The 26,505-nt window shown below is 45.7% G+C and carries 25 protein-coding genes, 2 pseudogenes and 2 riboswitches; all 27 genes and pseudogenes read right to left on the minus strand.

From position 1 onward, the window contains the following. Positions 1–303: 303 nt before the first annotated feature. Complete coding sequence (locus AB4Z45_RS27185) at positions 304–1,113, minus strand: transglutaminase-like domain-containing protein (RefSeq protein WP_076271321.1); 810 nt, start codon at positions 1,111–1,113, stop codon at positions 304–306. A 12-nt stretch (positions 1,114–1,125) separates the two neighbouring features. Further along, a riboswitch (cyclic di-GMP riboswitch) is annotated at positions 1,126–1,204 on the minus strand. Between the two features lie 51 nt (positions 1,205–1,255). Beyond that, a riboswitch (cyclic di-GMP riboswitch) is annotated at positions 1,256–1,334 on the minus strand. A gap of 168 nt (positions 1,335–1,502) precedes the next feature. Continuing rightward, on the minus strand, positions 1,503–3,023 hold the full coding sequence (lysS, locus tag AB4Z45_RS27190; RefSeq protein WP_441912680.1) for a lysine--tRNA ligase: 1,521 nt from the start codon (positions 3,021–3,023) through the stop codon (positions 1,503–1,505). Between the two features lie 168 nt (positions 3,024–3,191). Then, positions 3,192–3,668, minus strand: a complete 477-nt coding sequence (gene greA, locus AB4Z45_RS27195) for a transcription elongation factor GreA (protein ID WP_076271320.1) — start codon at positions 3,666–3,668, stop codon at positions 3,192–3,194. A 140-nt stretch (positions 3,669–3,808) separates the two neighbouring features. Next, entirely contained in the window at positions 3,809–4,084 is a 276-nt protein-coding gene (locus AB4Z45_RS27200; protein ID WP_441912639.1) for a hypothetical protein, read from the minus strand. Positions 4,085–4,135: 51 nt separating this feature from the next. Next, positions 4,136–4,192: pseudogene (locus AB4Z45_RS27205) on the minus strand (hypothetical protein); the annotation flags it as partial. Positions 4,193–4,221: 29 nt separating this feature from the next. After that, positions 4,222–4,370, minus strand: a pseudogene (locus AB4Z45_RS27210) (tRNA-dihydrouridine synthase); the annotation flags it as partial. A 58-nt stretch (positions 4,371–4,428) separates the two neighbouring features. Further along, a complete protein-coding gene (locus AB4Z45_RS27215; RefSeq protein WP_054025845.1) occupies positions 4,429–4,641 on the minus strand; it encodes a helix-turn-helix domain-containing protein in 213 nt (70 codons plus the stop codon). Next, positions 4,593–5,150 (minus strand): 2-amino-4-hydroxy-6-hydroxymethyldihydropteridine diphosphokinase, encoded by a 558-nt coding sequence (gene folK, locus AB4Z45_RS27220; RefSeq protein WP_441912640.1) that lies wholly within the window; start codon positions 5,148–5,150, stop codon positions 4,593–4,595. The genes AB4Z45_RS27215 and folK overlap by 49 nt, the downstream gene beginning before the upstream one ends. Further along, positions 5,125–5,511 carry a dihydroneopterin aldolase gene (gene folB, locus AB4Z45_RS27225; protein WP_076271318.1) on the minus strand — a complete coding sequence of 129 codons (387 nt, stop codon included), beginning with the start codon at positions 5,509–5,511 and terminating at the stop codon, positions 5,125–5,127. Before folB ends, folK begins: the two co-directional genes overlap by 26 nt. A 61-nt stretch (positions 5,512–5,572) precedes the next feature. Beyond that, positions 5,573–6,421, minus strand: coding sequence for a dihydropteroate synthase (gene folP, locus AB4Z45_RS27230; protein WP_441912641.1), 849 nt, complete (start codon positions 6,419–6,421; stop codon positions 5,573–5,575). Positions 6,422–6,466: 45 nt separating this feature from the next. Next, positions 6,467–7,357: an aminodeoxychorismate lyase gene (pabC, locus tag AB4Z45_RS27235; RefSeq protein WP_441912642.1), complete on the minus strand. Its 891-nt coding sequence runs from the start codon at positions 7,355–7,357 to the stop codon at positions 6,467–6,469. Next, on the minus strand, positions 7,354–7,935 hold the full coding sequence (gene pabA / locus AB4Z45_RS27240; RefSeq protein ID WP_441912643.1) for an aminodeoxychorismate/anthranilate synthase component II: 582 nt from the start codon (positions 7,933–7,935) through the stop codon (positions 7,354–7,356). Before pabA ends, pabC begins: the two co-directional genes overlap by 4 nt. Next, positions 7,932–9,536, minus strand: coding sequence for an anthranilate synthase component I family protein (locus AB4Z45_RS27245; RefSeq protein WP_441912644.1), 1,605 nt, complete (start codon positions 9,534–9,536; stop codon positions 7,932–7,934). Before AB4Z45_RS27245 ends, pabA begins: the two co-directional genes overlap by 4 nt. A gap of 113 nt (positions 9,537–9,649) precedes the next feature. Further along, on the minus strand, positions 9,650–10,588 hold the full coding sequence (gene cysK, locus AB4Z45_RS27250; protein WP_054025838.1) for a cysteine synthase A: 939 nt from the start codon (positions 10,586–10,588) through the stop codon (positions 9,650–9,652). A 127-nt stretch (positions 10,589–10,715) separates the two neighbouring features. After that, positions 10,716–11,708 carry a peptidylprolyl isomerase gene (locus AB4Z45_RS27255; RefSeq protein ID WP_441912645.1) on the minus strand — a complete coding sequence of 331 codons (993 nt, stop codon included), beginning with the start codon at positions 11,706–11,708 and terminating at the stop codon, positions 10,716–10,718. A gap of 17 nt (positions 11,709–11,725) precedes the next feature. Beyond that, positions 11,726–12,634: an Hsp33 family molecular chaperone HslO gene (gene hslO, locus AB4Z45_RS27260; protein ID WP_339205908.1), complete on the minus strand. Its 909-nt coding sequence runs from the start codon at positions 12,632–12,634 to the stop codon at positions 11,726–11,728. Continuing rightward, entirely contained in the window at positions 12,634–13,407 is a 774-nt protein-coding gene (locus AB4Z45_RS27265) for a type III pantothenate kinase (protein ID WP_441912646.1), read from the minus strand. Before AB4Z45_RS27265 ends, hslO begins: the two co-directional genes overlap by 1 nt. Continuing rightward, the gene (gene nadC / locus AB4Z45_RS27270) at positions 13,404–14,288 is read right to left on the minus strand and encodes a carboxylating nicotinate-nucleotide diphosphorylase (protein ID WP_441912647.1); all 885 of its coding nucleotides are present in this window, start codon (positions 14,286–14,288) and stop codon (positions 13,404–13,406) included. The genes AB4Z45_RS27265 and nadC overlap by 4 nt, the downstream gene beginning before the upstream one ends. After that, positions 14,281–15,894 carry an L-aspartate oxidase gene (nadB, locus tag AB4Z45_RS27275; RefSeq protein ID WP_441912681.1) on the minus strand — a complete coding sequence of 538 codons (1,614 nt, stop codon included), beginning with the start codon at positions 15,892–15,894 and terminating at the stop codon, positions 14,281–14,283. The genes nadC and nadB overlap by 8 nt, the downstream gene beginning before the upstream one ends. A 33-nt stretch (positions 15,895–15,927) precedes the next feature. After that, the gene (gene nadA / locus AB4Z45_RS27280; RefSeq protein ID WP_054025832.1) at positions 15,928–16,866 is read right to left on the minus strand and encodes a quinolinate synthase NadA; all 939 of its coding nucleotides are present in this window, start codon (positions 16,864–16,866) and stop codon (positions 15,928–15,930) included. A gap of 350 nt (positions 16,867–17,216) precedes the next feature. Beyond that, positions 17,217–18,179: an ABC transporter permease gene (locus AB4Z45_RS27285; protein WP_441912648.1), complete on the minus strand. Its 963-nt coding sequence runs from the start codon at positions 18,177–18,179 to the stop codon at positions 17,217–17,219. Position 18,180: 1 nt separating this feature from the next. Then, a complete protein-coding gene (locus tag AB4Z45_RS27290; protein ID WP_441912649.1) occupies positions 18,181–19,263 on the minus strand; it encodes an ABC transporter permease in 1,083 nt (360 codons plus the stop codon). Between the two features lie 5 nt (positions 19,264–19,268). After that, positions 19,269–20,813 (minus strand): ABC transporter ATP-binding protein, encoded by a 1,545-nt coding sequence (locus tag AB4Z45_RS27295; RefSeq protein WP_441912650.1) that lies wholly within the window; start codon positions 20,811–20,813, stop codon positions 19,269–19,271. A 162-nt stretch (positions 20,814–20,975) separates the two neighbouring features. Next, positions 20,976–22,031, minus strand: a complete 1,056-nt coding sequence (locus AB4Z45_RS27300) for a BMP family lipoprotein (protein ID WP_441912651.1) — start codon at positions 22,029–22,031, stop codon at positions 20,976–20,978. Between the two features lie 345 nt (positions 22,032–22,376). Further along, on the minus strand, positions 22,377–24,374 hold the full coding sequence (gene ftsH, locus AB4Z45_RS27305) for an ATP-dependent zinc metalloprotease FtsH (RefSeq protein ID WP_441912652.1): 1,998 nt from the start codon (positions 24,372–24,374) through the stop codon (positions 22,377–22,379). A gap of 98 nt (positions 24,375–24,472) precedes the next feature. Then, positions 24,473–25,012: a hypoxanthine phosphoribosyltransferase gene (gene hpt / locus AB4Z45_RS27310; RefSeq protein ID WP_441912653.1), complete on the minus strand. Its 540-nt coding sequence runs from the start codon at positions 25,010–25,012 to the stop codon at positions 24,473–24,475. 49 nt (positions 25,013–25,061) lie between these two features. After that, complete coding sequence (gene tilS, locus AB4Z45_RS27315) at positions 25,062–26,474, minus strand: tRNA lysidine(34) synthetase TilS (protein WP_441912654.1); 1,413 nt, start codon at positions 26,472–26,474, stop codon at positions 25,062–25,064. Positions 26,475–26,505 lie beyond the last annotated feature (31 nt).

Below are 26,505 nucleotides of genomic sequence, written 5' to 3' on the forward strand. Positions count from 1 at the left end.
TTATCGCTTTTTTATCGCTTTTTTCGCTTATCCCGAAGGATTTGCGAGGCAGTTATTACTCGTTGTTCAGTTTTCAAAGAGCAATCTTTTCTCTCTTGTCGACCGTGTATCTCGTTGGCGACCTAGATAATATATCATAGGCGTATATAGCATTGCAAGTTTTTTTTTCATTATCTACGAAAAAGTTTTCAACACTCCTATTTGCCTTCTATTTGCGTAATCGTTGCTTCGCTTCCTCCTCACCTATATTGAAGAAAGACATAAAAAAACGAGCTCTGCGATTTCCGCAAGCTCGTATGACTTCTAATATGTTTTTGTAACTGTATATTGAGCTGCATCCTTGATAAGCTCATACTTTTTCTTGCCCTTCTTTAGACCCGCATCAACTGTCGTATCAATCGTAACCCATTTCCCATCCAAGTATACTTCGTTCCAAGCATGATAAACATCCACATAAGTAGATTGTCCCATCAAGAGCTTCGTAGGAATATCCACGCTCCGCAGCATTGCCGCAAACAATGAAGCGTATCCGTAGCAGATATCCTTTCTCGATTTAAATGTGCGATCAATATTGGGGAGGTAATCAACTGACAGATTAGCAGCTAATTGATTATCATAACTTACATTCGTAATAATATACTCGTAGATTGCCTTTACTTTCTCCATATCCGTTTTTTTATTGCTCGCTAATTCTTTTGCCTTGACGATGGCGCTGCTCGCATTCGACCAGTCAATGTTCTGGATGGAATTCAAGTACAAAACCTTGTTGTCTTTTAAATCAAGCGTCACGGTTTCTTTCTTCGCCAGTTTGTATTTGTTGCCTGTTGTATTCTCTAGAACAGATATCGTATATTCGCCATTGCCAAGCTGCAATGGAAACTTCTCAGCTGTTTTTCCGCTGGTTAGATTATATGTATAATTTGATGCGCCTTTTGCGATCATAAGCTTCGTTTTCACTTTAGTGCTCACTGCATATTGTACGGAGACAACACCTTTATCTAAATTCCCCGTGTTGAGCCAATCAGAAGAGTCCGCTTCATTTGCCTGAACGACCGTTACATGGATGGATGCAAAAAGAACAAAAGCTGCGATGACTAACATAAATTTACGCATGAATATACTCCCTTCGGTAGCTGGCTGCCATCTTACGGAAGGCCCTTTAGCTTTGCGTCCCTACCTTTCGATAGGTTTGCCATTATCGTGTGAAGCGCTTTGTGATGAATTTCCCCTATACAAACAAAAAAAAGCCTGTTCATTCGGTAGCTGGCTGCCATCATACGGAAGGCCCTTTAGCTTTGCGTCCCTACCTTTCGATAGGTTTGCCGTTATCGTGTAGCGCTTTATTAGTTCTATTCTACCATATGAATCTAGCAAATCAATAGATTGTACTACAATATCAATCATAATTTGAATGTTTTTAAGGATTGTTGTTGCAAATTCTCGATATTAGAAAAAAAAAGAACCGTTGGCTGCTAAAAGCCAAACGGTTTCTTGTTTCTTTCTTATTCAGCAGAACGCTGATCTCTCATATGAGGGAACAACAGTACATCACGAATAGATGGAGCATCTGTTAGAAGCATGATCAATCGGTCGATACCGATTCCTAGTCCGCCTGTTGGCGGCATGCCGTATTCCAGAGCGCGGATAAAGTCTTCATCCATCTCATGCGCCTCGTCATTTCCATGCTCACGCTCAACAAGCTGCGACTCGAAACGCTCACGCTGATCGATCGGATCGTTAAGCTCCGTAAATGCATTAGCATGCTCACGTGCTACGATGAATAGCTCAAATCGATCGGTGAAGCGTGGATCCGCTTCGCTCTTCTTAGCAAGCGGCGAAATAGCAACCGGATGTCCTGTAACAAAGGTTGGCTGAATAAGCGTATGCTCACCGAACTGTTCAAAGAAGGCGTTGAGAATATGACCAAATGTCATATGCGGATCAACGGCAACTTTGTGTTCTTTCGCCAAACGATGGGCTTCCTCGTCGCTCATTTCCACGCCGAAATCTACGCCAGTCGTTTCTTTGACAAGCTCAACCATGCTGACACGGCGCCACTGAGGCGTCAAATCAATCTCTTGGCCTTGATAAGTGATTTTTGTTGTTCCAAGAACCTCTTGTGCAATATGTGCGATGACATTCTCTGTCAATGCCATAATATCCTTGTAATCAGCATAAGCCTCGTAAAGCTCAATCATTGTAAACTCTGGATTGTGGCGAGTCGAAATCCCCTCATTCCGGTATACACGGCCGATCTCATATACTTTCTCCAATCCGCCTACAATTAGTCGCTTCAAATGAAGCTCGATTGCAATACGCATGTAGAGCTGCATGTCCAGCGCATTATGATGCGTTTCGAAAGGCCGTGCTGCAGCACCGCCTGCAATGGAATGCAGTGTTGGTGTTTCTACTTCTAAATACCCGCGGGAATCTAGGTAGCGACGCATGGATTGAATGATTTTGGAACGAGTAATAAAGGTTTGTTGGACGTCGGGATTCACGATAAGGTCAACATAACGCTGACGATAACGAAGCTCTACGTCTTTTAAGCCATGATATTTATCAGGCAATGGAAGAAGCGACTTTGTCAAAACTTCAATATCACGTGCTTTGACAGAGACTTCGCCTGTATTCGTTTTGAATACAACGCCTACTACGCCAATGATGTCACCGATATCTAGCAAATCAAAAGCTGCAAACTTATGCTCTTCAACGGAATCTTTACGAACATATATTTGAACCTTGCCGCTCAAATCTTGAATCGTAGCAAAACCCGCTTTGCCCATGCCGCGTTTCTGCATAATACGGCCAGCAATACGTACTTCAACCGCTTTTTCTTCTATTTCTTCTTTGCTGAGCTCTTCATAGGCTTGTACAATATCTTTGGCGTTATGAGTACGTTCGAACTTTCGGCCAAATGGATCCACACCTAACCCTCTAAGCTCGTCCAATTTGTTTCTGCGAATTTGCAAGAGCTCACTTAGCTCCTGCTGTTCATTGTTTTCTTGTTCCACTTCTTTCATCTCCTTGATCATTCGGCAAAAGCAAGCAGCTGTCACCGGATTCATGCAGCAAAATCTCGTTTCGCAATAAAATATAAGCAATGTATAGACCTGTAATATACGTTCTTATATTTTAAACGTTCAAAAAGCTTCCTACAAGGAAGCTTTTTGAACCGCTCATAGCAAACATTATTTTTTGATATCGAGAATTTTGTATTGAATAATGCCGACTGGTACGCTAACTTCGACAACGGTGCCTTTTTTCTTGCCTAGAATCGCTTTACCAACCGGGCTTTCATTTGAAATCTTGTTTTGCAAAGGATCGGCTTCCGCTGTACCAACAATGGAATAATCCATTGTGTCGCCATACTCCATATCCTCAACCGTTACGATCGAACCGATGCTCACGGTATCAATATCAATATCGTCATTATTTATAATACGCGCATTGCGCAACATTTTCTCAAGGGTAAGAACGCGGCCTTCGATAAATGCTTGCTCATTCTTCGCATCTTCATATTCCGAGTTTTCGCTTATATCACCATAGCCAATTGCTACTTTAATACGTTCAGCTACTTCACGACGCTTGACCGACTTTAGGTTCTCTAATTCATCTTCGAGCTTTCGCAGCCCTTCTTGAGTCAGAATGATTTGCTTATCGTTCATCTTTCCGATTCTCCTGTCATGTGACTAATTTTTCATACCTTGTATGAATTCACTGTTACCTAATATATTACGCTTCTTATTCCTCATACCAACTGTTGTTTGAAGCGCTCTTGATGTCTTCGTTAGATTATATTGCACGATTATATTGCAAAGTTACCCTGAATGTCAATCAAAGCCAGACGACCCATTGAAACCGTTTCATTTCTGAAATGTAGAGCAGAAGCCGCATGATAGCGGCTTTTGTCGAATGGTGTCGACTCGCTCCCGTTACGGGGTAAATCGCATAACCGATCTATTTGTATTTTAGTAAGCGTCTTCTTCTGCAGAACCCGCTTCTTTGCTGAAACAGCACTGACAGCTTGGAATTCTTCGTCCTCTCCAAGCGAGTGAACGTAGTTTTCCAAAATCGCTACCATCGGATCACGGCCGGAATGTTCGAGCAGCCTTTTTGCATCCTCTGGTGAGAAAACGTCGCCATTCCCAATTACGGGAATCGATACCGCTACTTTGACATCCTTTATAATGTCCCAATTAGCCTTACCCGTATACTACCATGCAAAATGGCCTTGTCGCTTACCATCTCCGCACATACAAGACCCGTTCCAAACTCCTTGGCAATTAATCAAAGGCAGGATAGCACACGCTTGTCATCGGCGCTAGCACCACTCTATTCTTCATTTCGATGCCACCGATTTTCAGCATGTCACTCCTTCCTCCTCTTCTAATTGCTTAATGTTCATGTCTTGTGTACCAGACAGCACTATTCACGGTTATCAGACATTAATTCCTCATAGCTGATTCCGAGCGTCTTAGCGATATGATTTAATAACTTCGTATCCGTCTTTCTTGTTCCTCGCTCCAATGAGCCAAGAACGGCCACCGATACGCCAAGCTCCTTGGCCAGCTCCTGCTGAGTATAGCCCTTCAGCTTTCGAAAGGCTCTGACGCGCTGCGCCAATTGATTGTTTTCCATAACGTAATGCCTTCCTTTCCATCCAGAAGCGCTGCTTCAGATACTGCGCTTACCTCGGACTGCAGCCGATGTGTTTGATCCAAAACATCATGCAGCGGAACGAGAACGAACGACCGCTCCATCATACGCGGATGCGGCAAAGTTAATTCCTCTTGATCCATTCTGACATTATCGTATAGGAGCAGATCAAGGTCAATGGTTCTCGGTCCCCAACGAATTTGTCGAACTCTACCGAGCTGCTGCTCGTACTCCAAAAGCTGACGTAAAAGCATTAATGGAGATAGTGTCGTTCGTACAGCTAATGCCATATTGATAAAGGGAGGTTGCTCTGTGTAGCCTACCGGATCAGTCTCATACATGCCCGACACTCTGCTTACCACGATGTTCGGGTGCGCATCGATGAGGCTAATCGCTTCCAGCAGCAGTTGCTCACGGTCTCCCATGTTAGATCCTAAAGCAATATATGCCTCTGCCTGTGCGCCATCAAGCGGGAATTGTTCGTCCATCATTGTCCCGCTTTCTGCGCAGTTCTACCGTTACTCCGTCAAAATGGATATCAAACGGCGGGTTTGGCTTCGTTACTCGAACCGTCACTTCATTTACCATAGTATAAACTTCCAGTACTTGCGATGCAATGTGACCTGTTAAAGCTTCGATAAGCTTAAACGGAGGGCCCTCTACAATCGTTTTCGTAAGAGCGTGGATTTCTGCATAATTCACCGTACTGTTCAAATCATCGGTTAACGCCGCTTGCTCCAAATCCATATTGAGCTCAACATCCACATAATATTTCTGGCCTAGCTTGTTTTCTTCAGGAAATACGCCGTGATAGCCGTAAAACCTCATCCCTTTGATCATCATTTTATCCAATATAGTCACTCTCCTAACGATGTAGCTTATTTTAAATAAGAAACGAAATTCAACAACACAATTAATATCGATATAAAATAGCGTCCGTCATAAGCGCGGTACGCTTAATTGCACGCACATCATGCACACGTACGATTTGGCAGCCATGCGCAATGCCAAGAGCAACCGTCGCAGCCGTTCCCTCAACAAGCTCATCAACAGGCAGATTCAGCGTCTGCTTAATGAAACGTTTACGCGAGGTGCCAAGCAGCACCGGATACCCAAGTGCATGCAGCTCGGATAGACGGCCAAGCAGCTCCAGATTATCCTCATAGGTTTTGGCAAAACCAATACCCGGATCTAGCCAGATTTGATCTTCAGCGATGCCAGCCGTTCGCGCAATGCTTACACTGCCCTGCAAATCTGCAAGTACATCGGGAACAAAATCATTATAGTCTCTCGCATGGCGGTTATGATTGATGATGACAGGACAAGCATATTCAGCTGCAACTGCGGCCATATTAGGGTCACCCTTAAGCCCCCAAATGTCATTAATGATATGAGCGCCTGCCTCTAGCGCGTGCCGCGCAGTCTCAGCTTTGTATGTATCGATGGATAAAGGAATGTGCGGCAGCGCCTTACGCAATGCCTGAATAACAGGAAGGATGCGCCGCAGCTCCTCCTCCACTCCCACCGGCTCAAATCCTGGACGTGTCGATTCACCGCCAATATCAATAATATCAGCGCCTTCCTCCACCATCGCTTTCGCACGGGCAAGAGCCGCATCCACACTCGTATAACTCCCGCCGTCCGAGAAAGAATCAGGTGTCGCATTCAAAATGCCCATAATCACCGTACGCCCGCCCAGCTCCAGCCTCGTTCCGCTGCCAAACTCATATGCTCTTTTATAGAAATTTGGTTGTTGATCCATTGTTAGACCGCCATCCTTCTTCTTAAGGTTACATGATTATAGAGCTTAGATAGCTCCAGCATCACCGTCAATTGTCGTCTGTCGGTAAAGAGTAAGCAATTGCTTCGTAATAGACCCTGCTTGACCGTTGCCGATAACTCTACTCACCCCGCCAGCTTCTGATAACAGAGTAACGGGAACGAGCTCCTGAATGGAATTGGTGAGCCAAATCTCATCGGCCGTTTGCAGCTTCTCCAAGCTATAAAGGCCCTCTTCGGTTTCATACCCTGCACTGCCAGCCAGCTCCAGAACTCGCTCGCGTGTAATTCCCGGCAATATACCGGTGGCCAGTTCAGGCGTATATACAACATTGTCCTTAGCAAAAAACAAGTTGCTCACGATTCCCTCCGCCAACCATCCTTCTCGGCTGAGCATAAGACCCTCGGCCCCAGGCGCAGCACCACTGGCAAGCAGCTCTCGCTTAGCAATAATATTGTTCATATAATGGAGAGACTTAAAGCGAACCTCGCCCTCAGGCGTGTTCCTCCTTGTCTGCAAAAGCCGCAGCTCCCGTCCGCGCATATGAACCGCATCTTTAACCGGCGGCAAAGCCTTTACAAGCATTAACACATTCGGCTGTTCATAATCTCCTGTCGGCAACCCTAGCTCAGCTTCGCCTGCACTGACGGTTAGTCTTATATAGCCATCTTTTAATTCATTCGCCTCAAGGAGCTCGTTAACGGAGCTGCGCAGCTCCTCCATATTAGGCGTGTACTGAATTCCTAGCTGATCACAGCCTGAGCATAACCGCTTCATATGCCTGTCTAGTAAGTAAGGTTTCCCCTCATAGGTGCGGAAAGTCTCGAACAAACCTATACCGTACAAAAAGCCGTGATCATAAACTGAGATCACGGCTTCGCTCGCATCCATTACGGAGCCGTTCAGTTCGACCTTCATCGCACTGCGCCCGTCCGATTTTGCAAGAAATTACGAAGCATCGTCAAGCCATGCTCCGTTATAATGGACTCAGGGTGAAATTGCACCCCTTCAATTGCATATTCCTTATGACGCAAACCCATAATTTCTCCTTCATCGGTTTCCGCTGTTATTTCCAAGCAATCAGGCAGTGTTTCACGGCGTACGATAAGAGAATGATAGCGAGTAGCGATAAAAGGTGATGGCAAACCTTCAAACACAGATTTTCCTTGATGATAAATGGCAGACGTTTTGCCGTGCATCAGCTTCTCCGCACGTACCACTTCCCCGCCAAATGCTTGTCCGATCGATTGATGACCAAGACATACGCCAAAAATCGGGATTTTACCTTTAAAATGCTCGATTAGAGATAAACTAATGCCCGCTTCATTCGGTGAACACGGACCTGGTGATATTAGAATATGATCGGGCGCTAATGCTTCGATTCCGGCTAAATCTATTTCGTCATTTCTTTTTACCGTAATATCTTCCCCAAGCTCACCCAAATACTGTACTAAATTGTACGTAAAGGAATCATAATTATCGATGACAAGTATCATGTTAAGGCTCCCCCTTTTTCCGTTTCCGCTGCCAAATCGACTGCTGCAAACCGTTCGCTGTACTGAATGGCCTTCCATAATGCCTTCGCCTTGTTTAGCGATTCTTTATATTCCCGCTCCGGCTCAGAATCAATAACGATGCCTGCTCCCGCTTGAATATGAACAACGCCTTCTTGAAGCACCATTGTTCTAATAATAATATTAAATTCCATATCTCCGCTGTAGTCAATCCATCCAAGCGAGCCCGTATACGGTCCTCTGCGTGTCGGTTCAAGCTCTTCTATGATTTCCATTGTGCGAATTTTTGGAGCACCTGTAATCGTTCCTCCGGGGAAGGTAGCCGATATAACATCGTAAGCATCTTTGCCGTTTGCAAGCTGTCCTACTACCTGAGAAACAAGATGCATAACATGAGAATATTGTTCAATAACCATAAACTCTTCGACCTTAACCGTACCATAGGTTGAAATCCGCCCAAGATCGTTCCGCTCCAAGTCAACGAGCATAATATGCTCCGCCCGCTCCTTCTCATTCGTGAGAAGTTCGTCAGCCAGGCGCAGATCCTCTTCCTCCGTTCGCCCGCGTCTACGCGTTCCAGCTATCGGTCTTGTGATCAGCTTGTTATCATTGAGCTCAACGAGAAGTTCAGGGGATGCAGATACAATCTGAAAATCAGGACAACGCAGAAACCCCATATAAGGCGATGGGTTAACTAGTCGAATCCATTCATAAAGTTCTTCCGGCGCAGCCGCAATCGCTTTGCTCTGACGAACGGACAAATTCACTTGAAAAACGTCACCCTGCTCAATATATCGCTGAATGCTGCGAACGGCGTCCATGTATGCTTGCTTCGAGAAAGGCGATGTGATGCCAGTAATCGAATCCACATCCAATTGCAATAAATCATCTGTCAACAAGCGCTGACGCTCTGCTCGAAGCGATATCGCTTTCGCTTGGGCACGCTCCTCATCAAACCAGGTTAACCAGTAGTCGGTCATCCCTTCCGCTCTAGATGAAGCACGGTCATAAGCAGCACGCAGCTCCTCTTGATCCGCATTTTGATCTACTTTTGAATGGACAGCACAATACACTTTTGATTGCTCATGGTCGATGATCCATATTTCATTCATTTGCATGAATAAATAATCGGGAATATCCTGATTATCCTCGGCTAGCACCGGCAGTCGTTCGATCGAACGGATGACATCGTAACCCCAGAATCCGATACAGCCGCCAACCCACTTAGGCCCATTCTCAAGCTTCGGCCCCAGCAAACCGCTCATCCATTCTCTCACAACCTCAAGCGGCTTACCTTCCCAGCGGCGCTTGCTTTGCTCCTCTAGCGAATGGAATTGTATCGACTCTGCTTGCAGCCCTTTTCCACGGATAACCCCGTCAGGATGCAATCCCAAATACGTATATCGTCCGTCCTTGCCGCTTTCTAGTACAAAAGCATGCGGCGAAGCGTCCTGCCATACTTCTTCCCATGACGTTACGTTCGCCCGATTACCGAACGCAAAAGGTAATTCTTTAACGAATGGCAGCGTCGTATATTTCTGTTCGGCGTGCCACCGAGTCCATTGCTCTATCGCGGTGATCATCACCTTCAACCCCCGAATACTTGACTTATTTTGCTCAGTATACAGAATAGCTAACTAAAAAGAAAGCCTTCCATTCCGAGGAATGAAAGGCTGTTCGATATAGGCAGTAAAAATTAGTTTTCGAAGTTGAACAGCGGTGTGGAAAGGTAGCGTTCGCCATTGCTTGGAACAATCGCAACAACACGTTTTCCTTCGCCAAGCTCTTTCGCAACTTGCAATGCCGCATAGATCGCTGCGCCAGAGGAAATTCCGCAAAGAATGCCTTCTTCTTTCGCTGCACGACGAGCGTATTCAAACGCATCTTCGTTCTCAATTGTAATGACAGCGTCGTAGATATCACGGTTCAAAATATCAGGAACAAAGTTTGCGCCGATACCTTGAATTTTGTGAGCACCCGGTTTGCCGCCAGAGAGGATCGGTGAAGCAGCAGGCTCTACCGCGTAAATTTTAATACCGTCGAAGTTTTTCTTAAGCACTTCACCAGTACCTGAAATCGTTCCGCCAGTTCCGATACCGGCTACGAACGCATCAAGCTTGCCATCAAGGGAGTTGATCGCTTCGACGATCTCAGGACCTGTCGTTTCGCGGTGAACCTTAACGTTTGCTTGGTTTTTGAATTGTTGCGGCAGGAAGTAGTTCGTGTTCTCAGCAGCTAGTTCTTCCGCTTTGCGAACAGCACCGTTCATACCTTCAGAACCTGGCGTCAATACAAGCTCTGCACCGTAAGCGCGAAGCAGGTTGCGACGCTCAATACTCATCGTTTCAGGCATAACAAGAATAGCCTTATAGCCTTTTGCAGCTGCTACAAGTGCTAGTCCAATTCCTGTATTTCCACTAGTAGGCTCAATAATAGTATCGCCTGGTTTTATGATTCCCTCTTGCTCAGCTACCTCAATCATACTGATTGCAATACGGTCTTTTACACTTGCACCTGGATTTTGATATTCAAGTTTCACATAAACTTCTGCACTGCCCTCAGGCACGAGACGGTTTAAACGAACAAGCGGAGTGTCACCGATAAGATCTAGAACACTTTGTACAATTTTGGCCATGGAAATAACTGCCTCCTTATTCCGACTAATTCAGTTGGTATTTTCACTAATTACATCTTAACAATCTCTTGCATCCGTTGTCAATAGTGACTTTAACTCTCCACTGAAAACGCAGCACCGGGCAAAGCTATTCTGTTTTCACAGCATCATATTTCTCTAGCAGCTTATCCTCAATTTTGGTCAATGAGTCAGCACGTTCAAGCGCCAGCTGCTTGCGTACGGTATCTTGCAGCCTGCCGCCCGACATATTCGTTGTCATTTGGCGTTCGATAAGACGAATAACCGCATAACCCCCATCTACCTTAATCGGACCAGCAATTTCAGCTACCCGCAAACGACTGGCTGTTTCCATCATTTCGCGGTTATAGAATGGGTCATCTTTATCAATCAAGCCGAGATCGCCGCCTGTATCTGCCGTAAAAGAATCAATGGAATAGGAACGTGCCATCTCAGCAAAATCCTCGCCATCCGATAAAAGCCCCATTACGGAGTTAGCTTCCTTCATCGTCTCCGTTATAATCCATTGCAGATGCAGCTGCATTTTCTCATCAAATTCCTCAGGATGATCGGTTATATAGCGTTCAACCTCTTCATCTGAAACATGAATGCTTCGCACGACGATTTTCTCCAGAAGCAAGCGGTAATGCAAGTCCTCCAACACCTGTTCCCGGCTCATGCCTAATTGCTCCTGCATGACTTCAAAAAAACGTTCTTCACTATCGTAGCCTTCAATCATTTTATCAAGCTCACGGCTTTGCTCTTCTGCAAGTATGCTTAGCTCAGAGGCTGCAGCTTCTAAATCAATCGCTTTGTGAACCATTAACGTGCGCAGAACGGCAGCTCCATATTGCGAATGAAGCTCACCTTCCAAATCTGCAAGCGTAATGTTTTCCTTGCCCACTTTAGCGATAACACGACTACCATCCGATTGATTTGTTGGTGTTTGGCCTGGCTTGCTTGGTTCAGCCGTTTCTTCCCCACTGCCGACATTCGTTGGCTGCTGATTATCCAGCTGTCGATCATGACCCGGCCACACTCTAATTACGACGACTACCGATAATACCACCATGCATACGGCTTGAAGGATGACAACGGCCTTCAGCACCTCGTATTTCCTCATTGCCCTAATGCCTCCGATTATTGGATCGGCTTTGGTTTCGCTTGTTCAAGCAGCAGCTTTAGCTGAGCCCGTTCAAATGTATACGCTTCGTTGCAAAATTGGCAAACGACTTCCGCTTTTCCATCTTCATCAATAATTTGTTGCAGCTCATGCTCACCTAAACTGAGAAGTGTCTGCTCTACACGCTCGGAGGAACAGAAGCATTGAAACTTCAAGTCCATCGTATCGTGAATGTGAAGGTCGCCATCTTCGCCCACAATCCGGCGCAGCAGCCCCTCCGGTGACTCTCCTTGATCAAGCAAAGTCGTTACAGGCGGCATCGATCCAACCGCTTGCTCCAGTTTTGTAATCTCATCGTCCGTCAAACCAGGCATAAGCTGAACGATAAACCCGCCGGCATGCAGCACCGAATTATCTGTATCCACCAAGACGCCAAGGCCAACCGCCGAGGGCGTCTGTTCGGAGACCGCGAAATAGTATGTGAAATCCTCGCCAAGTTCACCCGATACAATCGGAATACTGCCACGGTATGGTTCCTTCATCCCTAAATCCTTTGTAATATGAAGATAACCAGTGCGCCCGACAGCTCCGGCTACGTCAAGCTTGCCCAGTGCGTTGCTTGCCAAATGCACTTCAGGATGATCAACGTATCCACGAACCTCTCCGTCTGCATTGGCATCAACAACGATCTGGCCGATTGGACCGTCGCCCTTTACTTGAATCGTCAGTTTTTCTTGCCCTTTCAGCATAGCGCCCATAATAGCACCTGCTGTTAATGTACGTCCTAACGCTGCAGTAGCCGTTGGATATGTACCATGCCTTTGGCGAAGCTCTTCAACAAGCTGAGTCGTGCGAGCCGCGAACACTCGAATCTTGCCATTCCATGCCGTCCCTCGCACCAGCACGTCCTTCAGCTGATTTTCCATCAAAATCCCTCCTGATTGCGTTCATATATAATTCTCAATCCTTCAAGTGTGAGCAGCGGATCAACCTCTTCTATCGTTTCCGATTCAGCAGCGATTAACTCAGCTAAGCCGCCGGTTGCGATTACACGTGGTGTGACACCAAATTCTGTGCGTATCCGTTTAACAATACCGTCAACCTGTCCTGCGTATCCAAAAATAATGCCAGCCTGCATCGATGTCACAGGATTGCGTCCAATGACACTCTTCGGCTTCACAAGCTCAATACGCGGCAGCTTAGCGGCGCGCTGATAAAGCGCTTCGGTAGAAATGCCGATACCCGGCACGATGGCACCGCCCAAGTAATTGCCGCCTTCATCAATATAGTCAAAGGTCGTTGCTGTACCGAAATCAACAACAATAAGCGGTGAGCCGTATTTTACGATGCCCGCCACCGAATTGACGATCCGATCAGCCCCAACCTCACGCGGATTCTCATAGCGGATGTTTAATCCGGTTTTGACGCCAGGCCCTACGATTAGAGGAACTTTACGCAAATATTTGAGACAAAGCTGCTCGAGCGTCCGCATCAAAGGCGGAACAACCGATGAAATAATGACGCCTTCCATTTGCTCCAGCTTCACGCCCGCATAATGAAACAGATTATGAATGTTAATGCCGTATTCATCTACTGTAGCAGAACGATTAGTGCTCAGCCGCCAATGGTGCAAAAGTTCTTTTCCTTTATAGATACCTAACACAATATTCGTATTTCCAACATCAATGACGAGGATCAATGCGACTCCCCACCCTTCTTCTCATTCAAATCCAAGCTAATATCGAGCGCATGGAAGGAATAAGTCAATCCGCCTACCGAAATGACATCAACGCCGCAAGCTGCGATACCTTTAACGGTTTCTAAAGAGACACCACCAGATGCTTCTACGATAACGTGAGGAGAAGCTGCTTTAATTCGAGCTACACATTCCTTCATCAAGTCTGTAGACATATTGTCCAGCATAATAATGTCCGCGCCACAAGCAAGCGCTTCGTCCACTTGCACTAACGATTCTGTCTCTACTTCAATCTTCATTGTGTGTGGAATTTTACTGCGCGCAGCTTCAACCGCAGTACGAATGCCGCCAGAGCCTTTAATATGGTTATCTTTAATCATAACAGCATCGTATAAACCGAATCGGTGGTTAGCGCCGCCCCCCACACGCACTGCATACTTCTCCAGCATCCGATGGCCTGGGGTTGTCTTGCGAGTATCGACAAGCCGAACCGGCAATCCATCAAGCGCATCGATGAAAGAACGTGTCTTAGTCGCAATGCCAGACAGCCGTTGCATTAAGTTAAGCGCAAGTCGCTCTCCGGTTAATAGGCTATGCGTACTGCCCTCTACGGTGGCGATAACCGTACCCTTATTTACATACTCGCCATCCTGTACTTTGGAATCAAAGACAAGTGACGAATCAACAACCTCAAATACGAGCTTCGCAATCGGAAGCCCTGCAATTATACCGCTTTCCTTCACATGGATAACGGCTTTGGAACGCGAGTCCCTTGGAATCGTCGTTTCGGTCGTAATATCCCCACTGCCTATATCCTCTGCAAGCCATCCGCGAATTTGCTCGCGCACTGCCGCATTATAACCGCCTGCCATCCATTCAAACATCCTCTATTCGCTCCTCCGTCAATCCATATAGACGGTGTAACACCGTATGCTTTCTCCACATTGCATCATCGCGTACCGGGAAATCCTCACGGAAATGCGCACCACGACTTTCCTCCCGAGAGAGTGCAGCTTCCGTAGTCAGCAGGGCACAGGTGAGCAGATTAGCAAATTCGTATTCCTCACGCCCCGTCAGAACGGATTGATAGATAGGCAACTGCCTTTTCAATTCCTCAAGACCCTTCATAAGACCACTTGCATCGCGGCGCAAGCCAGCATAACGGACCATAATCTTTTGCAGCTTAAGCCGTCTTTCTACGACAGCTTGGATTGATGTACTGCTCCGTTCTATCTCATTACTAATATTAGGCTGAATCGTAAGACTCGGAAGCTCATCGATTCGTTTTACAATTCTTCTGCCAAATACAATGGCCTCGGAAAGCGAATTGCTCGCTAATCGATTAGCGCCGTGTACACCTGTTGAGGATACTTCGCCGCAAGCGAATAAACGCTTTATATTCGTTTCCCCATTTAGGTCGGTTTTCACTCCGCCCATCATATAATGCATAGCTGGCGCAACCGGAATCCAGTCCGACGTCAAGTCGAGGCCGTATTTTAAGCAATATTCATATATAGTAGGAAAACGGTGCTTCACCATTTCCGGTGATTCATGTGTAATATCAATATAAACGAAGGTCGATTTCGTCTCTTCCATTTCACTGACGATGGCTCTCGCCACAACATCACGCGGTGCCAGCTCCAGCTGCTCATGGTAGCGTTCCATGAAGCGCTCTCCTTTAATATTACGAAGATACGCCCCTTCGCCGCGCACAGCCTCTGATATCAAAAACCTTGGCGCGCCTGGATAACATAGAGAGGTAGGGTGGAACTGAATAAACTCGACATCCTGTATGTATGCCCCTGCTCGATAAGCCATCGCAATGCCGTCTCCTGTGGCAACCTCAGGATTTGTCGTGTAACGGTAGAGCTGGCCAGCCCCGCCTGAGCTTAAAATGACGGCTTTGCCTCTTACAAACAACCGCGCACCGCTCGGCTTCTGTACAATGACACCACAGCATTCGCCGTCATGAGTGACCAAATCAATAACAAAATGGTCGTCCCAAACTTCAATTTTAGGATTGGCAATAGCCGTTTCGGACAATGCTCGTACGATCTCAAAGCCTGTAGCATCCCCGTTGGCATGCAAAATACGCCGCTGGCTATGCGCTCCTTCCTTCGTAAGCGCAAACTCGCCATTCTCCAGATCAAATTGCGTTCCCATCTTTATTAAGCTGCGAACACCTTTGGGCCCCTCATGAACAAGTACATCAACCGCTTCATTAGAACATAAGCCTGCACCCGCTACGAGTGTATCTTGTCTATGGTAAGCCGGTGAATCCTCATCCGAAATAACCGCAGCGATACCGCCCTGCGCATAACGCGTATTGCTGTCGAGCAGCGATTTTTTCGTAATCATGAGGACAGAATTGTTTTCACTTGCTCGTATAGCGGTAAAAAGACCGGCAATGCCGGCCCCAATTACAATCACATCTTTTTCTATAACAGGCAGCTCACTTAACTGCACATCGACTAAATATCTAGGAATCATCATTGGCTCCTCCAAGCGTAGAAGCAGCGCATACTACTTCACGAGTAGCATGCGCTCCAAGGATAAACGGGCTTGATCTGCAACATGTGGCGGTACGTAGATTTGAGGCTGCATCGTTTCCAAGCATTTCACTAGCTTCTTCAAATTATTTACTTTCATGTTAGGGCACACCAAATATTTAGATGCAAAATGAAAAGTTTTGCCTGGGCTGTCTAAACGAAGCTGATAGCCAGTGCCATCTTCTGTTCCCACGATAAATTCTTGGCAATCTGATTCTTTACAATATTTAATAATAGCGGTTGTACTGCCTACAAAGTCGCCTAGCTCAACGACTTCAGGACGACATTCCGGATGCACAACGAATTGCGCATTAGGATATTTCGCTTTCATTTCTTCTACGTCTTTAACCGTCAGCATATCGTGCGTATTGCAGTAACCTTCCCAGATAATCATTTTCTTATCGGTATTCTGCTGCACATAGTGGCCTAGGTTCTTATCTGGTACCCAGATGATCTCGTCGCCTTCAACCGAATTGACAACTTTAACCGCATTTGCAGATGTGCAGCAAATATCAGTCTCCGCTTTGATCTCAGCAGACGAGTTAATGTAAGTAACGACCTTTGCATTCGGGTGCTGCGCTTTCAGCTTACGCAAGCCATCAACACTTACCATGTCGGCCATCGGACAGCCCGCACGCTCGTCGGGAATGATAACGGTTTTATTAGGAGCCAAAATTTTTGCGCTCTCACCCATAAAGTGAACGCCGCAAAAAACAATAACTTCAGCATCCGTTTGTGCAGCCTTCTGCGCAAGCAGGAAGGAATCTCCACGGAAATCAGCTACCTCTTGAATTTCATCACGTTGATAATAATGAGCTAAAATGATAGCATTCCGTTCTTTCTTCAACTGTAACAACCGTTCACGCAGCTCTCGGTTTTGCTCCGCCTTGCGTTCCAGTGCCAGTGCTTCCACAGTAGATCCTCTCCTCTTATGAGGGATGGGCGATAACCCATTCCGTTATACGGCAAGCTGAACTTTGTGAATTGATGCACAAACTTAGAAAGTCGCTTACCTATAGTTTAAACCAAAAGGGATAAATTCATTTGATTAAGTTTTAATTTACACGCGGTAGATGCTACTGTCAATGCGTTAAAGGCCTTTTTAAGGCAGCAATTTAAAATAAATTATTTTGATCGCTGTATCTCACTCACATTCTTCGTAAATGAACCTTTTTTACTATATAATCGCGACCTCCGTCATCACTTGTATTAGCAACGAAATAAAAAAAGTCTCTCTCCGCGATGGAGAGAGACCATTTTGAATTATCTTTTTGCTGGATCGTAAGGTTGACCAAGTGCTGATGGCGCATTTGAACGACCAACAGCTCCTGCCAAAACGATCAAAGTCAAAACGTATGGCAGCATGTAGAAAAATTCAACTGGAATGTGCTGCGAGAATTCAAAGCGCTGTGCAAAGCTTCTAAGCGCCTGAGCTAGACCGAAGAACATTGCTGCTCCTACAACGCCAAGCGGATTCCATTTGCCGAAAATCAGTGCTGCGAGCGCAATAAATCCTTGCCCAGAAATCGTATTATGCGCAAAGCTGCTTGTCGTCGTCAATGTAATTGTCGCACCGCCAAGACCAGCAAGCGCGCCGCTGAGCAATACGCCGATATAACGGTATTTTGTTACGCTGATACCAACGGTATCCGCAGAGCTCGGATGTTCGCCCACTGCACGCAGACGCAAGCCAAACGGCGTGTGGAACAAAACGAAATAACTGATTACTGCGATAGCTAGAACAATATACGTCGTCGGATACGCGGTAAAAATAGCTTTCCCGAGCAACGGAATATCTGATAAATAAGGTATTTTCACTTTGTGAAATACATTAGCCAAAAGCGGCGTTTGACCTGATCCATCATAAAGGCTTTTGGTTAAGTAAAGCGATAAGCCAAGCGATAGGATGTTAATAACGACACCGACGACGGTTTGATCCGCACGGAACGTGATCGTGGATATCGCATGCAATAAAGCAAATAACGTACCATAAATAGCTGCAGCTATAAAACCAATCCACGGTGAAGCACTGCCTAAGCCAGCTTGTATCGCATACTCCGTTGCAACTGCCGCGGCAAATGCTCCTGAAACCATCAAGCCCTCTAGTCCGATGTTCACAACACCTGAGCGCTCTGAGTACATACCGCCAAGCGCTGTAAAAATGAGCGCGGTGGAGAACACGAGCGTTGTATTAATAAGTTGTCCAATGATGTCTAGCACGTTCATCCTACACCGCCTCCTTCCGCTTGCTTGCACGTTTATTTAGAAAAGGCTTTAAGAACCACTTCACCAATCCATGCGAAGCAACGAAGAAAATAACGGCGCCGATTACGATACGCACGACCTCAGGAGGAACACCCGCACCAAAGCTCATGCCTGCTGAACCGTAGCTGAGTCCACCGAATAAGATTGCGCCAAGGAATACACCAATCGGCGTATTGCCGCCAAGGAGCGCTACCGCAATACCATCAAACCCATAGCCCGGAGAAGCGGCCATAACGGTCTGGTTGCCGAACACGCCTAAAATTTCAAACACGCCGCCCAGACCAGCGAACACGCCGCTTATAAACATCGACTTAACCATCGTTACGTTAACGTTCATACCCGCATATAACGCTGCATCCGGATTATGTCCAACAGCACGAAGCTCGTAGCCTTGTTTCGTACGCCATAACACGAAATAAAACACAACGATACAAATGAGCGCAATAATTGTTCCCCAATGCATACGAGCGTTGTCTGTCAATTTAATAAGCCAATCAATTTTCACCATAGCTGATTCATGAACCGGCATCGACTTCTGCTGGCCTTTCTCAACAAGAAACTTCGCAATGATAAAATTGGAGAGGAACAATGCGATCCAATTCAGCATGATGGATGAAATAACTTCATTTACTCCACGCTTCGCTTTCAAGTAACCAGCAATACCCGCCCATAGGCCGCCGAATACAGCACCCGTAATTACAGCTAGAGGCGCATGTATATACCATGGCAGGTCAAGCAGCACGCCTACGATTGTCGCGCCAGTCATGCCCATTACAAATTGTCCCTCTACACCGATATTGAATAGGCCTGTACGGAAAGCGAAGGAAACGGCTAAACCTGTAAAGATCAATGGTGTAATTGCTCGAACCGCTTCTCCCATATTGTAAGGAGTGCTAAACAGCTTATTGATTAAAGAAGTGTACGCTAGAATCGGATCGAACCCTCCAGCAAGCATGGCAATGGCTCCAACCACAAAACCAAGAACGATTGATACTATAGGAACAAGGATAGACGATTTATTAAATATTTTTTTCAAGGTTTCCATATACGCTATCCTCTCCCCTCAGATGCAGGTACAGCTAATTTGTTACCAGCCATCATAAGTCCAAGCTGCTGATCATCTCTTTGCTCAGCGTCAACCTCACCCATTAGCTTGCCTTCATACATGACCGCAATTCGATCGGACAATGCATAAAGCTCATCAAGCTCAAATGAAACGAGTAAAATCGCTTTTCCTTCGTTACGAGCTTGTACCAACCGCTTGTGCACAAATTCGATCGCACCGATGTCGAGTCCGCGTGTAGGCTGAACCGCAATCAGCAAATCAGGATCTTTATGAAGCTCCCGTGCGATAATAGCCTTCTGCTGGTTTCCTCCAGACAGCTGACGAGCATGCGTATGAATACCTGATGAGCGAACATCAAATTCGTTAACAAGCTTTTCAGACAGCTTGTCCATACTGTTGTAATCAATAAACATAGAACGGCCGAATTCCGGCTCAAAATACGTATTCAATATCATATTCTCACTGACTGAGAAATCAAGCACCAGCCCATGCTTATGCCGATCCTCTGGTATATGCCCTACTCCAGCAACCGATATTTGGCGCGGAGAATGATTTGTCATATCCTTGCCATTCAGCTTAACGCTGCCGCCGTCCAGCTTGCGCATACCTGTTATAGCATAAATGAGCTCGCTTTGACCATTGCCATCAACACCGGCTATGCCAAAAATCTCTCCTGCACGAATGTTGAAGGTGGTACCATCCAATACATTTTTGCCTTGATCACCTTTCATCTGCAATCCATCCACAGATAAAATAACTTCGCCAGGCTCGTTCTTCGTCTTCTTCACCTCGAAGGATACGTCCCTGCCGACCATTAATTCCGCAAGCTGCTGCTCATTCGTCTCATCTGTGGTCACTGTCTTGATAACCTTGCCGCGTCGAATAACGGTTACAGCATCTGCAAGAGCCATGACTTCTTTCAATTTATGCGTAATGATAATAATCGACTTTCCTTCAGCAGCCAGGTTGCGAATGATTTCGATTAGCTCCTCAATTTCCTGCACCGTCAAAACAGCTGTCGGCTCATCAAAAATAACGATTTCAGCGCCGCGATACAACGTTTTCAGAATTTCAACACGCTGCTGCATGCCTACTGTAATATCTTTAATTCGCGCCTGAGGGTCTACATTCAGACCATAACGTTCAGATATCGCCCGAACCTTCTCATTAGCGAGCTTGTAGTCGATTTTCATACCTTTGACAGGCTCATTGCCAAGCACAATATTTTCAGCAACGGTAAAAGGCTGTACGAGTTTAAAATGTTGATGAACCATGCCGATGCCAAGGTCAATTGCTTTAGAGGCACCCTCAATGACTGTTTTCTCACCATTAACCCAAATCTCGCCCTCGTCCGGTTGATATAGTCCGAACACAATGTTCATTAGGGTCGATTTTCCTGCGCCATTCTCGCCAAGCAGCGCATGAATCTGACCTTTCTTCAATTCAAAATTTATGGAATCGTTAGCTACCAATCCGGGAAACCGCTTTGTAATTCCCTTTAACTGTACAGCCGCCTTGCTCCGGTCCATTCCTCATCATCTCCCCGGTTTTTACTGCTTGAATATGCATAAAAAATTTGACATTAAAAGCACTTACTTATCCCAACAAAGAACAAAGACCGGCCGAAGCCGGTCTTGTCTGATTCATCAACAAACGATCCTCAATCAAAGGATACCATTGAATGGAGAAAACTATTCAGTAGGTACTTTAATTTCACCGCTAACGATTTTTGCTTTGTATTTCTCTACTTCAGCAAGAACATCAGCTGGAACGTTTTTCTTAGATGTTTCTGGCAAGCCTACTGCATCGTCTTTCAAACCTAGCTCTTGTACAGTTCCGCCAGCCCATGTTCCAGCGAGTAGATCTTTGGATACTTTATGAACAGCAGTTTCAACGCCCTTCATCATGGACGTTAGTGTAATTTCATCACCGAACTCAAGTGATTGGTCTTTATCTACACCAATAACCCAAACGTTTTCACCATTGTCTTTACGTGCTTTACCTTCATTGAACACACCATTACCCGTTGCGCCTGCCGCGTGGAAAATAATATCAACGCCGCCATCGTACATTGTCGAAGCAGCCAACTTACCAAGGTCAGGTTTACCGAACTCACCAGCGTATTCTACTTTTACTGTTGCATCTGGTTTAACCGCAGCAACGCCCGCTTTAAATCCAGCTTCAAATTTTTTGATAACCGGAATATCCATACCGCCTACGAATCCAACTTTATTTGTTTTTGTCATCAAGCCTGCAACGACACCAACAAGGAAAGATCCTTCGTTTTCAGCGAAAGTAATAGAAGCAACGTTTGGCGCTTCAACTACGCTGTCAATTACTGCTAGCTTAGCATCTGGATTTTCTTTAGCCACTTTGCTTAGTGCATCATTAAACAAGAAACCGATACCCCAAGTAAGGTCATATCCTTCTTTAACGAAGCTGTTTAGGTTCGGCTCCATGTCTGCTTCGCCTTTACTTTCCAAGAACTTCGTTTCCGCGCCAGTCTCAGCACTCACTTTCTGAAGAGCTTCCCATGCGCTTTGGTTAAAGGATTTATCGTGTACGCCGCCAACATCAGTAACCATACCAATTTTTTTGCCTTTTCCAGTACCATCGTTTTCAACAGCAGGCGTAGTACCTTTATCTCCGTTCGTGCCGCCCTCGTTGTTTTTCTTGCCACCGCAAGCTGACAACACTAGTGTCAACGCGATCATCATTACAAGCATAAAGCTAAATGTCTTTTTCATGCGTGTTTTCTCCCCTGCTCTAATTTTTGTGTAGCTTGGCAACCCCTGTTACATTCTTATTCTTGCTGATACTGGTCGCTATTATTTCATTATAGTTACAAAAAAATAAACGTCAATAACTTATGTCAGTTTAAGTGACATAAAAACGTTATGACCGTCATCATGTAACATCTATGTAACGTATGACCAATATGAACAAAACCTCCATGTGAGCATTTCTGTTTTTCATCTGAGGTTTATACACGTATTATAGGCTAAATCCGAACATTAATAAAGAAAAAAATAGTCGCCCGCTACTCTTTACAAGTAGCAAAGCGACTATCGTTAACAATTATCCATAAAATACTATTCGTTCTTATCTGGATCTTCTGTTAGATCACGTTTCTCAAGGTTCGGAGCTTTCGCTTCGTCCTGATCACGAGTTTGGATGCGCACCTTTACGTCTCCAACCGTCTCAATAATAGGCTCGGTTGTCGGCTCATTTGTTTCAACTGCATCAGTAGAAGGACCGCCTTCCAAAGTACCAGTCTCAACCAAACGTTTGATTTGATCCATTTCGAGCGTTTCTTCATTAAGCAGTGTTTGAGCAATCAAATGCATTTCTTTGCTCTTCTCTGTCAATAGCTTCTTCGCACGATCATAACAGCCTGTAATAATGGATTGCATTTCTTGATCTATCTCGTATGCAATGGCATCCGAGTAGTTCTGCTCATGTCCAATATCGCGTCCAAGGAATACTTGGCCTTGTGAACTGCCGAATTGCATCGGTCCAAGCTTATCGCTCATACCGTATTCCATAATCATACTGCGTACGATGCCTGTCGCTTGTTTAAAGTCGCTATATGCACCTGTACCAATTTCACCAATAAACAGTTCCTCTGCTACACGGCCTGCAAGCAAACCAGTGATTTTGTCCAGAAGCTCCTGTTTCGTTACAAGCATACGATCTTCTTTTGGAAGCATGATGACATATCCGCCAGCACGTCCGCGAGGAATAATCGTAACCTTATGCACCATATCCGCATGCTCCAAGAAGAAACCTGCAATCGTATGGCCTGCTTCATGGTAAGCGACAATACGTTTCTCACGATCACTGACAACACGACTTTTCTTCTCCGTACCTACAATGATTCGGTCAATCGCATCATCAACTTCAACCATTGCGATATCTTTCTTATTACGACGGGCAGCTAGGAGCGCTGCTTCATTAAGTAAGTTTTCTAAATCAGCGCCACTAAAGCCTGTTGTACGTCTTGCGATAACTTCAAGCTTAACATCCTTGGATAGCGGCTTATTGCGCGCATGTACTTTAAGCACCGCTTCACGGCCCTTAAGGTCTGGACGGTCAACCGTAATTTGACGGTCAAAACGGCCTGGACGCAGAAGCGCTGGATCAAGGATATCCGGACGGTTTGTTGCTGCAATAATAATAATACCTTCGTTGGCACCAAAGCCATCCATTTCAACGAGCAATTGGTTGAGCGTTTGCTCACGTTCATCATGTCCGCCGCCTAGACCAGCGCCACGTTGACGACCTACCGCATCAATCTCATCGATAAAGATGATACAAGGAGCATTTTTCTTCGCGTTCTCAAACAAGTCGCGTACACGGGATGCACCGACACCAACGAACATCTCTACAAAATCAGAACCGGAAATGCTGAAGAACGGCACGCCCGCTTCGCCTGCTACTGCACGTGCAAGCAATGTTTTACCAGTACCCGGAGGACCAACAAGCAATACGCCCTTCGGTATACGAGCGCCTACTAAATTAAATTTCCGCGGGTCCTTCAAGAAGTCTACGACCTCAACGAGCTCTTGCTTTTCCTCGTCTGCGCCAGCGACATCTTCGAATGTAATCCGCTTCTTCTCATTATCGTAAAGCCGCGCTTTGCTCTTGCCAAAGTTCATAACTTTGCCGCCGCCGCCCTGAGCTTGATTCATCAAGAAGAAGAACAGGACAAAGATGATGACAAACGGAATAATGGAGGTAAGGAATGTAAGCCAAATGCTTGGCTGATCCATTTCCTTCGTCTCATAAGCGAATCCATACTGCTTCGACCATTCAGCGATCTTAGGCTCAGCGCTAACGCCAGTCCTTGATACGAATTGATCGTTTTCTGCATCCGCAGGTTTCACTTTATATTTTCCGGAAACAAAATAAGATTGGTTCTCGTACTTAACACTTAACTCTTTAACATTCCCTGACTCAATTGCTGCAACGAGTTCATCGTAACGCAATCCAACGGTCGTGTTATTTTGGCTGCTGATAAATTGAAAAATCCCAACGGTCACCAAAAAGATAATTAAATAAAAACCAGTATTACGGATGATCCGATTCATCCCCAACCTCCTCTCAGACGCTTAAAATATTTTACCATATCATGACTTTCCATAACAATAGAGGTGTACGGAGAAGGGCATGTACGGGTGAATCGCAATTATTTTTGATAAACTTGCGGCTTCAAAATACCAATATAAGGGAGATTACGATATTTTTCTGCATAATCCAGTCCATAACCGACAACAAACTCATCAGGCAGTGTAAAGCCTTTATAGTCTGCTTCCAATTCAACTGTACGGCGAGCAGGCTTATCGAACAAAGTTACAACTGTAACAGACTTCGCATTGCGACGCTCTAGCACGTCAATTAGGTAACTAAGCGTCAATCCGCTGTCGATAATATCTTCAACGATTAGAACATCTCGGCCTTCGACAGATACATCGAGGTCTTTAATAATTTTGACAACGCCAGATGATTTCGTGGATTGTCCGTAGCTAGATACAGCCATAAAATCAATTTCAAGCGGCACTGTAATTTCCTTAACCAAATCAGCCATGAAAATAAACGCGCCTTTCAAAACACAAATAACGAGCGGATTGCGCCCATTAAAATCTTTACTCAATGTTGCACCAAGTTCCTTAACCTTATCACCAATTTGCTGCGCGTCGTACAATACTTCTTGAATATCGTTCTGCAAGTGTAAATCCCCCTACGCTTAACTATGTTTATGAGTGTACCAGTGCTTCTTATTCGTTGCCTGCCCTTATGAATAACACGTCTTTTGTGTGTACATCCGTAAGCGCATGACTTGATCTGCGAATGCCCGGAATCCAGAGTAATTTGCCTGACCCATCAAACAGCAATGGATACAGCTCTCTCTTCAGCGGAGCAACTTTCTCGTCAACGAACATATCTTGCACTTTTTTCGAACCATTTAATCCTAAAACCTGAATTCTGTCTCCCGGCTGCCGATTTCGAACAACGAGCGGATACGTTAGTTCCGACGCATCAAAGCAGGCTTCATAACGCGATGCAGGCTTACAACTTTCTAACGCTGATGTATAAGCAAACTCAAATGTCCACCCGCATTGCTCAATCGCCAGGCTAGCTTTATCCCTTCCCACCTCGCACAAATAGGCACTCGCTTCTTTGGATACATGCTGTGGCACTTTAATCCACCGCATTCTATCATATTCACGAGCGCAGCATATGCCGGCACCAGCATCGATTCGCCAAGTTGCAGGCGCATGAGCGGAAGCAGCAAGCCTCATCGTCTCAATCTGCTCGAAAGATATCTTTTCCGTTTCCTTAGAAAGATAACTTAATATTAGTTTAATCAATCTCCTTTGTAAAGCGACGTGGAGACCATGCAAATCGTCGCAGCTTATCGCGCAATCATTGGGGGATAACGTAACGAGCTGCGCAAATAACGCTTCGGTTTGTTTCTCCATCCATTCGTCTTCCGCTCCCGCTACTTCAGCAAGTCGTTGAAGGGATTGGGATATGTGCGGATTATGCTTTGATAAATACGGTAAAATATCTAACCGAATGATGTTTCGGAAATAATGGCGTTCCTTGTTACTGCTGTCCGTGCAGTAAGGAATTTGGTGTTCTTCGCAGTAACGCAGAAGGTCTGACTTGTTCATACGAAGCAGCGGCCTGATAAGTTCCACGTTTTTTTCTCTTCTTTTACTGAGAATTCCCGCCAAACCAGTTAAGCCTGTCCCACGAATGACGCGCATAAGGACGGTTTCCGCCTGATCATCTGCATGATGGGCGAGCGCGATACGCGAGGCTCCATATCGGGTCGCGATTTCATGCAAAAAGCCGTACCGCCTCTCGCGTGAGGCAGCTTGTCCATTCATTCGAGTTTCTTCTATATAAGACGGCATGTCGAACGTTACCGTCTCACAAATGACCCCTAGCTGCTCCGCAAATTGCTTAACGACAATCAGCTCATGCGCCGACTCCTCTACTCGAAAGCCGTGATTCACATGAGCTGCAATAATGGAGATTTCATTGCTCTTCGCTACAGCAGACAGCATATGCAGCAGCGCCATCGAATCCGGACCTCCGGACACCGCTACAACAATACAATCCCCTTTCGACCAAAGCCTGCGGTCTGCAGCTGTTTTCTCAAGCTCGTTTCGCAGATTCATAGGTTGTACCTCACCTTCACTTCCCGTTGCG

This window comes from Paenibacillus sp. MCAF9 (assembly GCF_052114265.1).
Classification (GTDB): domain Bacteria; phylum Bacillota; class Bacilli; order Paenibacillales; family Paenibacillaceae; genus Pristimantibacillus.